We start from the raw sequence: 14,787 nt of genomic DNA on the forward strand, positions 1-14,787 counted from the left end.
CGTGATCGAACTGTTGGCGACACTGAAGGAAAAGGACGTGCAACTGGTGCTCAAGGGCGAGCAACTGGTGGTCCAGGGCAACAAGCAGGCCTTGAGCGAACCGGCCCTGCTGGCCCGGCTGCGGGAATACAAGCCGCAACTGATCGAGCTGATCAGGGCCGGGAAATACTCGGCGACCAAGGCCGGGCAGGTCGAGGTGCCGGCCAACGGCATCACGCCGGCGACCCGCCACATCACCCCGGACCTGCTGCCCCTGGCCGACCTCAGCCAGGAGGCCATCGAGCGCATTGTCGCCACGGTGCCGGGCGGGGTCGGCAATGTGCAGGACATCTACCCCCTGGCACCGCTGCAGGAGGGGATTCTCTATCACCATGTCAGTGCCGTGCAGGGCGATCCCTATGTCATGCAGGCGCAGTTTGCCTTCGCCAGCCGCGAGCGCCTGGAGGCTTTTGCCGAGGCCTTGCGCGGGGTCATTGCGCGCCACGATATCCTGCGCACCGCAGTGCTCTGGGATGGCCTGGAGCAGCCGATGCAGGTGGTCTGGCGCGAGGCCGGGCTGGTTCTCCAGGAGGTCGAAACCGACCCGGGTGCTGGCGATGTCATGGCCCAGTTGCATGGCCGTTTCGACGCCCGCCACTTTCGCCTGGACATCAGCCAGGCGCCGATGCTGCGTCTGGTGCATGCCTGGGACGACGCCGGGCAGCGCATTGTCGCCATGCTGCTGTTCCATCACATGGCCTTGGACCACAGCGCCCTGGATGTGGTGCGCCACGAAATGCAGGCATTGCTCATGGGGCAGGGCGAGCGCCTGGGGCCGGCCCTGCCGTTTCGCAACTACGTGGCCCAGGCCCGGCTGGGCACCGCGCAAGAGGAGCACGAGGCGTTCTTCCGGCAGATGCTCGGCGATATCGACGAGCCGACCCTGGCGTTCGGCCTGCAGGATGTGCAGGGCGATGGGCGGGCCATCGAGGAAGCCAGCCTGGCCCTGCCGGAGTCGTTGAGCCAGCACTTGCGGGCCCGGGCGCGGCAGGCCGGGGTCAGCGCCGCGAGCCTGTTCCACTTGGCCTGGGGCCGGGTGCTGGCGACCCTGGCGGGCAAGCGCAAGGTGGTGTTCGGCACGGTACTGATGGGGCGCATGCAGGGTGCCGAGGCCACCGACCGGGCCCTGGGGATCTTCATCAACACCTTGCCGTTTCGCCTGGATGTGGACGAACGGCCTCTGGATGAGGCCCTCAAGGCCACCCATGCGCGGCTGACTACCTTGCTGCGCCATGAACATGCGGCCCTGGCCCTGGCCCAGCGCTGCAGCGGCGTGAGCGCGCCAACCCCGCTGTTCAGTGCCTTGCTCAACTACCGCCACAGCGGCGCCGCCGTCAGTACCGAGGCCCAGGCCGCCTGGGCCGGGATCAGCACCCTGCACTCCGAGGAGCGCACCAATTACCCCCTGACCCTGAGTGTCGACGACCTCGGCACAGGCTTCGGCCTGACTTTGCTGGCCAGCACCCAGGTCGATCCGCGACCTATCCTCGACTACCTGCTGTGCACCCTGGAGCACCTGGCCCAGGCCCTGGAACAGACGCCCCGGCTGGCCCTGGAGCAACTGCCGATCCTGTCCCTGGCCCAGCGTCAGCAACTGCTGGAGGGCTTCAACCAGAGCACCGTGGATTACCCCCGGGGCCAGACCGTCCATGGGCGCATCCAGGCCCAGGCGGCCCGCACCCCCGAGGCGGTGGCCGCCTGGCACCAGGGCCGGGCCTTAAGTTACGCCGAGCTCAACCGGCAAGCCAACGGGCTGGCCCGGCAACTGCGCGGGCTGGGCGTGCAGCCCGACGATCGGGTGGCCATCGTCGCCCGGCGCGGCCTGGAGACCCTGGTGGGCTTGCTGGCCATCCTCAAGTCCGGGGCCTGCTATGTACCGATCGATCCGGCCCATCCCGTCGAGCGCCTGGGCTACCTGCTGCAAGACAGCGGCCCGCGGGCGGTACTGACCCAGGCCGATCTGCTGGGGCGCCTGCCGCCGCTGGCGGTGCCGGTGATCGAGCTCGACCCGCGTCTCTGGCAGGACCAGGACCAGGACAATCTCGAGGTGGCGGGGCTGACCCCGGCCCATCTGGCCTATGTGATCTACACCTCCGGCTCCACCGGCCTGCCCAAGGGGGTGATGGTGGAACACCAGACCCTGTGCAATCTGGTGGACTGGCACTGCCAGGCCTTCGACCTGCACGCCGGCAGCCACACCTCGAGCCTCGCCGGGTTCGGCTTCGACGCCATGGCCTGGGAGGTCTGGCCGGCCCTGTGCGTCGGCGCCACCCTGCACCTGGCGCCGGCCCATGACGGCAGCGAGGACGTGGATGGCTTGCTCGCCTGGTGGCGTTCCCAGCCCCTGGAGGTGAGCTTCCTGCCGACCCCGGTGGCCGAGTACGCCTTCAGCCAGGAACTGCAACACCCGACCCTGCGCACCCTGTTGATCGGCGGTGACCGTCTGCGCCAGTTCAGCCATCAGCAGCGTTTTGCCCTGATCAACAACTACGGCCCCACCGAAGCCACGGTGGTGGCAACGTCCGGCCCGATAGCCGCGGGCGGTTCCCTGGACATCGGCCGGCCCGTGGCCAACGCACGGATCTACCTGCTGGACCAACAGCAGCGCCCGGTGCCCATCGGCGTGGCAGGCGAGCTCTATGTGGGGGGCGCCGGGGTGGCTCGGGGTTACCTCAATCGCGACGAACTGACAGCCGAGCGCTTTCTCCCCGATCCCTTCAGCGACCAGCCCGGCGCGCGCATGTACCGCAGCGGCGACCTGGCCCGCTGGCTGGCGGACGGGCGTATCGAGTACCTGGGACGCAACGACGACCAGGTGAAAATCCGTGGCGTGCGCATCGAGCTGGGGGAAATCGAGAGCCGCCTCAACCCGTTCCCCGGGATCAAGGAAGCGGTGGTGCTGGTCCGCGAAGACCAGCCGGGCAACCCGCGGCTGGTGGCCTATTTCACTGTGCACGAGGGTTCTGCGGCGCTGTCGGTGGCGGATCTGCGGGCTCACTTGCTGGCGCAACTGCCGGACTACATGGTGCCGATGGCCTATGTGCAGCTTGACGCCTTGCCCCTGACCGCCAACGGCAAGCTGGACCGCAAGGCGCTGCCAGCGCCGGATCAGGCGGCCTTGTTCAGCCGCGAGTACCAGGCGCCCCGGGGGCCCACTGAAACCACCCTGGCGGATATCTGGAAAGAGGTGCTGCACCTGCCGCGAGTCGGGCGCCACGATCACTTTTTCGAACTGGGCGGCCACTCCCTGCTGGCCATGCGCATGGTGTCCCAGGTACGTCAGCGCCTGGGGGTGGAGCTGGCCCTGGGCGAGCTGTTCGCCAATGCCGAGCTCTGCGCGGTGGCGGCGGTGCTGGACCGGGCCGGACGCAGCCAGTTGCCGGAGATCTTCCCGGCGTCCCAGGACCATGACCTGCCACTGTCCTTTGCCCAGCAACGCCTGTGGTTCCTGGCGCAGATGGACGGCGCCGGCAGTGCCTACAACATCCCCATCGGCCTGGGCCTGCGCGGCCGCCTGGATCGCCCGGCGCTGCAACAGGCGCTGCAGGCCATCGTCGCTCGGCACGCCACCTTGCGCAGCCGTTTTGTCCGCTGCGAAGACCAACCCCAGGTGCTGATCGGCTCCATCGAAGAGGCCCTGGAACTGGGGTTCGAAGACCTGCGGGACACACCCCGGAACCTGACCGAGCGGGTTCGGGTCGAGGCGGCCCAGGCCTTCGACCTGGAGCACGGGCCGGTGATCCGCGGGCGCTTGCTGGCCCTGGCGGACGATCATCATGTGCTGCTGCTGACCTTGCACCACATCGTCGCCGACGGCTGGTCCATGGGGGTGCTGACCCGGGAGCTGGTGGCCCTTTACGAAGCCTTCAGCCAGGGCCGCCCGGACCCATTGCCGCCCCTGGCGGTGCAGTACAGCGACTTTGCCCTGTGGCAGCGCCGCTGGCTCAGTGGCGAGGTCTTGCAACAGCAGGGCGACTACTGGCGCCAGACCCTGGCCGATGCCCCGACCTTGCTGATGCTGCCCTGCGACCGGCCACGGCCGCAGCAACAGGACTTCAGCGGGGGCAGCGTCGAGATTCTCCTCGACGGGCCGCTGAGCGCCCAACTCAAGCGCCTCAGCCAGCGCCATGGCTGCACCCTGTACACGACCTTGCTGGCGGCCTGGGGCTTGCTGTTGGGGCGCCTCTCGGGACAGACCGATCTGGTGATCGGCATTCCCGTGGCCAACCGCATGCGCGCCGAGGTGGAAGGGCTGATCGGCCTGTTCGTCAACACCCTGGCCCTGCGCCTGGACCTGGATGCCGGGCAGAGCGTTGCCGCCTTGCTGGCCCAGGTCCGCGCCCGCAGTTTCGAGGCCCAGGCCCATCAGGACCTGCCCTTCGAACAAGTGGTGGAGATCGTCCGGCCCCAGCGCAGCCTGTCCCACAGCCCGCTGTTCCAGGTGGTGCTGACCTGGGTCGACGATTTCGCCCAGGACCTGGTGCTCGGTGAGCTGAAACTCGAAGGCGTGGCCGGGGCCAGTCAGGTGGCCAAGTTCGACCTGACCCTGAGCCTGGGAGAAAGCCAGGGGCAGATCCGTGGTTCCCTGGACTACGCCAGCGCCTTGTTCGATGCAGCGACCGTGCAGCGCTATGTCGGCTACCTGGTGCAGGTACTGCAGGCCATGGTGGTGGATGAGCAACAGCCTCTGGCCCAGGTGCAACTGCTGGAGGACGGCGAACGCCGGCAAGTTCTGGAGGCCTTCAACGCCAGTACGCAGGACTACCCCAAAGGCATGACCCTGCACCAGCGCTTCGAGGCTCGTGCCGGCCGGCAACCCGATGCCACGGCGGTGCAGGCCGGGGAGCTGCGCCTGAGCTACAGCCAGTTGAATGCCCGGGCCAATCAACTGGCCCACCATCTGCGCGGGCTGGGTGTGGGCCCGGATACCCGGGTCGCGATCTGTGTTCCGCGGGGCCTGGAGCTGGCCGTCGGTCTGCTGGCGATCGTCAAGGCCGGTGGCGCCTATGTGCCCATCGATCCGAGCCATCCGCCGGAGCGTATCGCCTACCTGCTGCAGGACAGCGCGCCCCTGGCCGTGCTGGTGCAGGAAGACACCCGCGCCCAGGTGGGCGATCCACCGGTTGCCGTGATCGATCTGCAGCAGCCGGACTGGCACCAGCAGCCCCTGGCCAATCCCCTAGTGCCCGGGCTGTGCAGCGAACATCTGGCCTATGTGATCTACACCTCCGGCTCCACCGGATTGCCCAAGGGGGTGATGGTGGAACACGGCACCCTGGAAAACCTCGTGGACTGGCACTGCCAGGCGTTCGACCTGGGACCGGGGCGCCATGCTTCCTGTGTTGCCGGCCTGAGCTTCGATGCCATGGCCTGGGAGTTCTGGCCGACCCTGTGCGGCGGCGCCACCCTGCACCTGCCGCCGGCCAGCATCGGCCACCAGGACCTCGACCAGCTCCTGCAGTGGTGGCGAGCCCAGCCCCTGGACCTGAGCTTCCTGCCCACTCCCGTGGCGGAATACGCCTTCAGTCAGCCGCTCGGGCATCCGACGCTGCGCACCCTGTTGATCGGTGGCGACCGTCTGCGGCAGTTCAACCAGCCGCAGAGTTTCGCCGTGATCAACAACTACGGCCCCACCGAAGCCACGGTGGTGGCGACCTCCGGGCTGATGCAAGCCGGCGGTTCCCTGGACATTGGCCGGCCCATCGCCAACGCGCGGATCTACCTGCTCGATGAGTTGCAGCGGCCGGTGCCCATCGGTGTGGCCGGTGAACTCTATGTGGGGGGCGCCGGGGTGGCCCGGGGTTACCTCAATCGCGACGAGCTGACGGCCGAACGTTTTCTCCAGGACCCCTTCAGTGACCGGCCCGGGGCACGCATGTACCGCAGCGGCGACCTGGCTCGCTGGCGGGCGGACGGACGCATCGAGTACCTGGGCCGTAACGATGATCAGGTGAAGATCCGTGGCGTGCGCATCGAGCTGGGGGAGATCGAGACCTGCCTCAACCGGTTGCCCGGGATCAAGGAAGCGGTGGTGCTGGCCCGGGAGGATCGACCGGGGCAGATCCGCCTGGTGGCCTATTTCACCGCGACCGGGGCCGTCACCGTGACCCCGGCGGCGTTGCGCAGCCAATTGCTCGGGCACTTGCCCGAGTACATGGTGCCGCTGGCCTACGTGGGCCTGGAGGCGCTGCCTTTGACCGCCAACGGCAAGCTGGATCGGCGGGCGCTGCCCCGGCCCGAGCTCGATGCACTGCTGACCCGGGACTACGTGGCCCCCCAGGGCGCCAGTGAGATCGCCCTGGCGCAGATCTGGAGCGAGCTGCTGCAAGTACAGCAGGTCGGACGTCACGATCACTTCTTCGAACTGGGAGGGCATTCGCTGCTGGCCATGCGCATGCTGTCCCAGGTGCGCCAACGCCTGGGGGTGGAGCTGGCCCTGGCCGAGCTGTTCGCCAATGCCCAGCTCAGCGCCGTGGCCCAGGCCCTGGAACGGGCCGAGCGCAGCAGCCTGCCGGACCTGTTGCCGACACCGCGCAATCAGCCGTTGCCCTTGTCCTTCGCCCAGCAGCGTCTGTGGTTCCTGGCGCAGATGGAGGGGGCCAATACCGCCTACAACATTCCCATTGGCCTGCGCTTGCGCGGGCAGCTGGACGGCGATGCCCTGCAACGGGCTCTGGAGCGTATCGTCGCGCGCCATGAAACCCTGCGCAGCCGATTTGCCCAGTACGGCGACGAGGCCGAGGTGCTGATCGCACCCGTGGAGGCGGGGCTGGGCCTGCTGCTGGAGAACCTGCGGGGTCATCCACAGGCCGACGAAGCCTTGCAGGCTCTGGTGCAAGGGGAGGCCTCGGCGCCCTTCGACCTGCAGCGCGGGCCGCTGATCCGCGGTCGCCTGATCAGCCTGGCGGACGATCATCACGTGTTGCTGCTGACCCTGCACCATATCGTCAGCGATGGCTGGTCCATGGGCGTGCTGACCCGGGAGCTGGTGGCGCTGTACGCCGCCTTCAGCCGCGGTCTGCCCGATCCGCTGCCGCCGCTGGCGGTGCAATACAGCGACTTCGCCCACTGGCAGCGGCGCTGGCTCAGCGGCGCGGTGCTGGAGCAACAGGCGCAGTACTGGCGCCAGGCCCTGGAGGGCGCGCCGCCCTTGCTGATGCTGCCCGGCGACCGGCCGCGGCCAGCCCAGCAGGATTACGCCGGCAGCAGCGTCGAAGTGCGCCTCGATGCTGCCTTGACGGCCGGGCTGCGGGCCTTGAGCCAGCGCCATGGCACCACCTTGTACATGACCCTCATGGCGGCCTGGGGGCTGCTGTTGGGGCGGCTGTCCGGGCAGGCCGAAGTGGTGATCGGCACCCCGGTGGCCAACCGCATGCGCGCCGAGGTCGAAGGGCTGATCGGCCTGTTCGTCAACACCCTGGCCCTGCGCCTGGACCTGGGGGCCGCGCCGCGAGTGGAGGCCTTGCTGGCCCAGGTCAAGGCCCGGACCCTGGAAGCCCAGGCCCATCAGCACCTGCCGTTCGAGCAGGTGGTGGAAGTCCTGCGTCCTGTGCGCAGCCTGTCCCACAGTCCGTTGTTCCAGACCCTGCTGACCTGGCAGAACGGCGACGGGCCGCAACTGGTGCTGGGGGACCTGCGCCTGGAAGCCATTCACGAGGCCAGCCACTTCGCCAAGTTCGACCTGTCCCTGAGCCTGGGGGAGGTGCAGGACCGGATCGAAGGCAGCCTGGAGTACGCCACGGCGCTGTTCGATGAGTCGACCATGAGGCGTTATGTCGGTTACCTGCAGCGGGTGTTGCAGGCCATGGTGGCGGACGACCAGACGCTGCTGGAGCAGGTGCCGCTGCTGGATGCCGGCGAACGCCGGCAACTGCTGCACGGCTTCAACGCCACCGCCCGGGACTACCCCCTGGAGCAGACCCTGCACGGCTTGTTCGAGGCCCAGGTACTGCGCAGCCCCGAAGCACTGGCGGTGCAGGCCGGTGAACAGCGCTTGAGCTATCGCCAGCTCAACCAGCGGGCCAACCAGTTGGCCGGGCACCTGCTGCACCTGGGCGTGGGCCCGGACAGTCGGGTGGCGATCTGTGTCGAGCGCGGCCTGGAAATGGTCGTCGGCCTGCTGGCGATCCTCAAGGCCGGCGGCGCCTATGTGCCCATCGACCCGGCGTACCCCGCAGAACGCATCGCCTACATGCTCCAGGACAGCGCGCCCCAGGCGCTGCTGGTCCAGGGCGCCACCCGGGAGCTGCCGGGCAGCCCGACAGTGCCCTTGGTAGACCTGGACCAGCCACTCTGGGAGCGCCAGCCCCGGGTCAATCCCCGGGTCAACGGGCTGACCCCGGGGCACCTGGCTTATGTGATCTACACCTCAGGCTCCACCGGCCAGCCCAAGGGCGCGATGAACGAGCACCGGGCGGTGGTCAACCGCCTGCTGTGGATGCAGGAGCAGTACGGCCTGACGGCCGCCGACGTGGTGCTGCAAAAGACCCCTTTCAGCTTCGACGTTTCGGTCTGGGAATTCTTCTGGCCGCTGTTCACCGGTGCACGGTTGGTGATGGCCCGGCCCGAAGGGCACAAGGACCCGGCCTACCTGCGCCAGGTGATCCGCGACGAAGGCATCAGCACCGTGCATTTCGTGCCGTCGATGCTCGATGTGTTCCTGGCCTATGGCGATACCCGGGACTGCAGCGGCCTGCGCCAGGTGATGTGCAGCGGCGAGGCCTTGCCGGGCAGCCTGGTACGGCGCTTCAAGCAGCAGTTGCCGCAGGTCGCCCTGTACAACCTCTATGGCCCCACCGAAGCGGCGGTGGACGTCACCGCCTGGGATTGCGCCGGACCGTTGGCCGAGACCCCGGACAACACCCCGATCGGCAAGCCCATCGCCAACACCCGGATGTACCTGCTGGACGGGCAGATGCAACCGGTGCCCCTGGGGGTGGTGGGCGAGTTGTACATCGGTGGGGTACAGGTGGCCCGGGGATACCTCAATCGAGATGAGCTGACCGCCGAGCGCTTCCTCAAGGACCCGTTCAGCGATGCGCCCGGCGCGCGCATTTACCGCACCGGCGACCTGGGCCGTTACCGGGCCGACGGCACTCTCGAGTACCTGGGGCGCAACGACGATCAGGTGAAGATCCGTGGCCTGCGCATCGAACTGGGGGAAATCCAGGCCCGCCTGACCCAGCTGGACGGGGTCAAGGAAGCGGTGGTCCTGGCCCGGGAGGACGTGCCCGGGGATCTGCGCCTGGTGGCCTACTACACCTGCGCCGCCGGGCACCCGGCCCTGGCCGTGGAGCAGTTGCGTCAGGCGCTGTTGGAGCACCTGCCGGACTACATGGTGCCGGCGCTGTTCGTGCACCTGGAGGCGCTGCCCTTGAGCCCCAACGGCAAGCTGGCGCGCAAGGACCTGCCGGTTCCGGGGCTGGAGGCGGCCAGCGTGCGCGAGTACGAGGCGCCGGTGGGCGAAGTGGAAATCCTCCTGGCCGGGCTCTGGGCCGAGTTGCTCAATGTCGAGCGGGTGGGGCGTCACGATCATTTCTTCGAACTGGGCGGCCACTCACTGCTGGCGGTGAGCCTGATCGGCCGCATGCGCCGGGCCGGGCTCTCGGCCGATGTGCGGGTGCTGTTTGGCCAGCCGACCCTGGCGGCCCTGGCCGCCGCCGTGGGCCGTGGCCGTGAAGTGCAGGTGCCGGCCAACCTGATCTACCGCGACTGCCCGCGCATCACCCCTGAGCTGCTGCCGTTGCTGACGCTGGATCAGGCGGCCATCGATCGGGTGGTGGCCACGGTTCCCGGCGGCACCGCCAACGTCCAGGACATCTACCCCCTGGCGCCGTTGCAGGCCGGCATCCTGTTTCACCATCTGGCCGCCGGCCAGGGCGACCCCTATGTGTTGCAGGCGCAGTTTGCCTTCGACACGGTGCCACGCCTGCAAACCTTTGCCCGGGCCTTGCAGGGGGTGATCGAACGCAACGACATCCTGCGCAGCGCGGTGCTCTGGGAAGGGCTGGACGAGCCGCTGCAAGTGGTCTGGCGCCAGGCGCCCCTGGAGGGTGAGGAAATCGTCCTCGACCCGGGTCAGGGCGACATCCTCGGTCAGTTGCAGGCGCGCTTTCACAGCACGCACTATCGCCTGGACATTGCCCGGGCGCCGCTGTTGCGCCTGGTCTACGCCCGGGACCCGGTCAACCAGCGGCTGGTGGCGCTGTTGCTGTTCCATCACCTGGTGATGGATCACGTGGCGCTTGAGGTGCTGCAGCATGAACTGCAGGCCTTCCTCCTCGGTCAGCAGCAGCGGCTGGGTGACGCCGTGCCCTATCGCAACTACGTGGCCCAGGCCCGACTGGGTATCGGCGAAGCGGAACATGAAGCCTTCTTCCGCGAGATGCTCGGTGATATCCAGCAACCGACCCTGCCCCTGGGCTTGCAGGAAGTGCAGGGCGCCAGCGCGCCGCTCAGCGAGGCGCGCCAACCCCTGGACCGCCTGTTGAGCCGGCGCCTGCGCTTGCAGGCGCGGCAGTTGGGGGTCAGCGCGGCGAGCCTGATGCACCTGGCCTGGGGCCGGGTCCTGGGCTGCCTGGCGAACCAGCAGCAGGTGGTATTCGGCACCGTGCTGCTGGGACGGATGCAGGGCGGCGAGGGCGCCGAACGGGCCCTGGGGGTGTTCATCAACACCTTGCCGTTGCGGGTGGACCTGGGGGACCTGCCGGTGCGCAATGCGCTGCTGGCCACCCATGAACGCCTGGCGCAACTGCTGGGCCATGAACAGGCGCCCCTGGCCCTGGTGCAGCGTTGCAGCGCAGTGGAGGCGGGTACGCCGCTGTTCAGCAGCCTGCTCAACTACCGTCACAGCGCGCCGTCGGCCGGCCTGTCCGGGCAAGCCGGCGCTGCCTGGGAGGGCGTGCAGTTGCTTAATGCCCAGGAGCGCAGCAACTACCCCCTGACCCTGAGCATCGACGACCTGGGGGATGGCTTCATGCTCACCGCCGTGGTGGCGGGCATCGATGCCCGGCGCATTTGCAACTACCTGCACGAGGCCCTGGAAAACCTGCTGCAGGCCCTGGAGCAGACGCCCGATCTGGCCATCGGCCAAGTGCCGGTGCTGCCGGCTGCCGAGCGTCAGCAGGTGCTGGTGAACTTCAACGCCACCGTCCGCGACTATCCACGCCGGCAGACCCTGGACCAGCGCTTCGAGGAACAGGTGCTGGCCCATCCCCAGCAGGTGGCGGCGGTCCATGGCGAGCAAGTGCTGAGTTATGCCCGGCTCAATACCCGGGCCAATCAGCTGGCCCATCACTTGCTGGGGCTCGGGGTCCAGCCGGGGGACAGGGTGGCGCTGCTGTTGCCACGCTCCCTGGACCTTTTGCTGGCGCAGTTGGCGGCCAGCAAGTGCGGCGCGGCCTATGTGCCGCTGGACATCAACGCCCCCGCCGAACGCCAGGTGTTCATGCTCCAGGACAGCGGCGCCAGGGTGCTGCTTGCGCACGCGGCGGTGGCCCCCGAGGTGGCGCCGCCGGGTGACCCACAGCTGGGGGCGCAGCTGCTGCGGGTGGAGCTGGATCGCCTGCGCCTGGACCGCTTGCCGGGGCACAACCCGGCCCTGGCCCAGTCCTCCGAGGCGGTGGCCTACATCATGTACACCTCCGGCTCCACGGGCGTGCCCAAGGGCGTGCTGGTGCCGCACCGGGCCATCACTCGGTTGGTGATCAACAACGGCTACGCCGATTTCAACCCCGGGGACCGGGTGGCCTTTGCCTCCAACCCGGCCTTCGACGCCAGCACCATGGACGTCTGGGGGCCCTTGCTCAACGGCGGCCGGGTCGTGGTGGTGGACCACCAGACGCTGCTGGACCCCGAGGCCTTCGCCGGGTTGCTGAAGGCCTGCGGAGTCACGCTGCTGTTTCTCACCACCAGCCTGTTCAACCAGTACGTGCAGCTGATGCCCCAGGCGTTCAGTGGCCTGCGCATGCTCCTGTGCGGCGGTGAGCGGGCCGACCCGGTGGCCTTCCGGCGGATGCAGGCCGAGGTGCCCGGCCTGCGTCTGGTGAATGGCTACGGACCGACGGAAACCACCACCTTCGCGGTGACCCATGAGCCCGAGGCCCTGGCGGCCGACGCCGACAGCGTGCCCATCGGCCGGCCGCTGTCCAACACCAGCGTCTACATCCTCGATGCCCAGGGCCAGCCGCTGCCCATCGGCGTGGTGGGAGAGATCTACATCGGCGGCCAGGGCGTGGCCAAGGGCTACTTGAATCGGCCTGAGCTGAGCGCCGAGAAGTTCCTCCCCGATCCCTTCAGCACTGAAACGTTCAGCTCTGAGCCCGAACCCCTGATGTACCGCACCGGCGACCTGGGGCGCTGGCAGGAGAACGGTCTGCTGGAATGCCTCGGGCGCAACGACCAGCAGGTGAAGATCCGTGGTTTGCGTATCGAACCGGGGGAGATCGAAGCGCGTCTGGCGAGCTTCCCCGGATTGCGCGATGGGGTGGTCCTGGTGCGCGAGGAGGCGCCCGGGGACTTGCGTCTGGTGGCCTACTACAGCGTGCAGCCACAGGTGCCGGAGCCGGCCGTCGAAGCCTTGCGCAACCACCTGCTGGAGCAACTGCCGGAGTACATGGTGCCCCAGGCCTATGTGCGTCTGGAGGCGCTGCCCCTGACCAACAACGGCAAGCTGGACCGCAATGCGCTGCCGGCACCGACGCCCGCGGCGCAGGTCACGGCGTGTTTTGAAGCGGCGCAAACGCCCCTGGAGCAGACCCTGGCGGCCCATTGGGCGCAGGTGCTGAAACTTGATCAAGTAGGGCGCCACGAGCACTTCTTCGAACACGGCGGGCATTCGCTGCTGGCGATCCAACTGATCAACCGCCTGCAACAGGCCGGGCTCGAAGTGAGCCTGGCGCAGTTGTTCCAGCACCCCAGCGTGGCCGCCATGGCGCGTTTGCTGGAGGCGCGCCCGGCGACCCCGCAACAGGACCCCGAGTGGGTCACGGTGCGCAGCGGCGGCAGCGGTCCGGCCCTGTTCCTGGTGCATGAGTTCACCGGCCTGGACGCCTACTTCCCGGCACTGGGGCAGCACCTGGAAGGGGACTTCCCCATCTACGGCCTGCCGGGTATCGCCATTGGCCAGCCGCAGTTGCGCACCCTGGAGTGTCTGGCCACACGCTTGCTGGAGGTCATGCGTCGGGTCCAGCCCGAAGGGCCGTATCGCCTGGCGGGCTGGTCCTTCGGTGGGGTGCTGGCCTATGAGATCGCCCAGCAGTTGCTGGGGCAGGATCAGCAGGTGGAGTTCCTCGGCCTGATCGACAGCTATGTGCCACGCCTGACCGACCAGGGCAAGGCGCGCTGGTCCGCAAATGATGCCCGCAAGCAGCACCTGCTGTTGCAGTGCAGCGCCTACTGGAGCGCCCAGGGCGCGGCGGGAGTGCAACCGCTGGCCGTCGTCGAACAGCTGCGCCAGGAACTGCACAGCCTGGACTTCCCCGGCCTGCTGCAACGTTGCCGGGAACAGGGCCTGCTGTTCGAGCAACTGGCAAGCGCGGCTCCCGAGACGCTGGGGCATTACCTGGACCGCGAGGTGGCCCACGGCCATGCGTTGGCCCATTACCGCCTGCACCCGATCGGCGTGCCGGTGCACCTGTTCTGCGCCGCCCAGCGGCCCACCGAGCTGTCCCGGCGCAGCCCGACCCTGGGCTGGGGCGAGGTGCTGCCGGGCAAACGTCTGCACTGCATCAGCGTGCCCGGGGATCACCTGAGCATGATGAAGGCGCCGCACATCCATGAGCTGGGCCAGGCCATGAGCCAGGCCATCGAGCAGGCCCGGGTCGCTGCCGGCACCGGGACAACGCCCCATCAGCCGTTGCTGCGGATCCAGAGCGGGCGCTCCGGGCAGACGCCGATCTTCTGTGTGCCGGGGGCCGGCGACAGCGTCACCGGCTTTATTGGCCTGACCGAAGCCCTGGGGCCTGACTGGCCGATCTTCGGCCTGCAGGCTCGGGGCCTGGATGGCCACGGCGTGCCTCACACCCAGGTGGAGGCGGCGGCGCGCTACTACCTGCAAGCCATCGAGCAGGAGTTTGCTCATGGGCCGCTGCACCTGATCGGCCACTCCTTCGGCGGCTGGGTCGCCTTCGAGATGGCCGGGGCTTTGCAGGCCGCAGGCCGCGAAGTGGCCTCCCTGACCCTGATCGACAGCGAGGCCCCGGGAGGCAACGGCGTGGTGGGGCGGCCCTACACCAGCACGGCCGCGCTGTTGCGGCTGATCGAGTCCATGCAACTGGCCTGCGGCCAGAGCCTGGGCATCGATCCGCAGCTGTTTGCCGCCGAGGACGACGGCATGCAGATGCACCTGCTGCATGCCGGCATGGTCCGGGTCGGCCTGCTGTCCCAGCGTGCCGATCCGCGGGCGATGCAGGGGCCGGCGCGAACCTTCGCCAGCGCCCTGCGGACCCGCTACCAGCCGCAACGCCCTTACCGAGGACCGGTGCGCCTGGTGCTGGCGGACGATCCGCGCCTGGATGCCGCCGGCAACCTGCGCGAGCAGGAGGCGATGGTCCAGGGCTGGCGCCGGCAGGTGACGGAACTGGGGTTGTGGCAGGGACCGGGCAACCATTTCAGCCTGCTCAAGGCCCCCAACGTCCAGCATCTGGCGGCCTGGTGGCGCGACGGGCAGTCGCTGCCCCAGGGGGAGGCTGTGTCATGAACCCGGATGCGGCGGTGGGCCGGGTGCCCGCCGTTGGCTGACAGCGTTTC

At 68.6% G+C, this 14,787-nt stretch carries 1 protein-coding gene; it reads left to right on the plus strand.

Annotated elements, in window-relative coordinates:
- Positions 1-106 precede the first annotated feature (106 nt).
- Complete coding sequence (locus FW796_RS30050) at positions 107-14,737, plus strand: amino acid adenylation domain-containing protein (RefSeq protein ID WP_446440586.1); 14,631 nt, start codon at positions 107-109, stop codon at positions 14,735-14,737.
- Positions 14,738-14,787 lie beyond the last annotated feature (50 nt).

The sequence above is a fragment of the Pseudomonas sp. 910_21 genome (assembly GCF_052850735.1).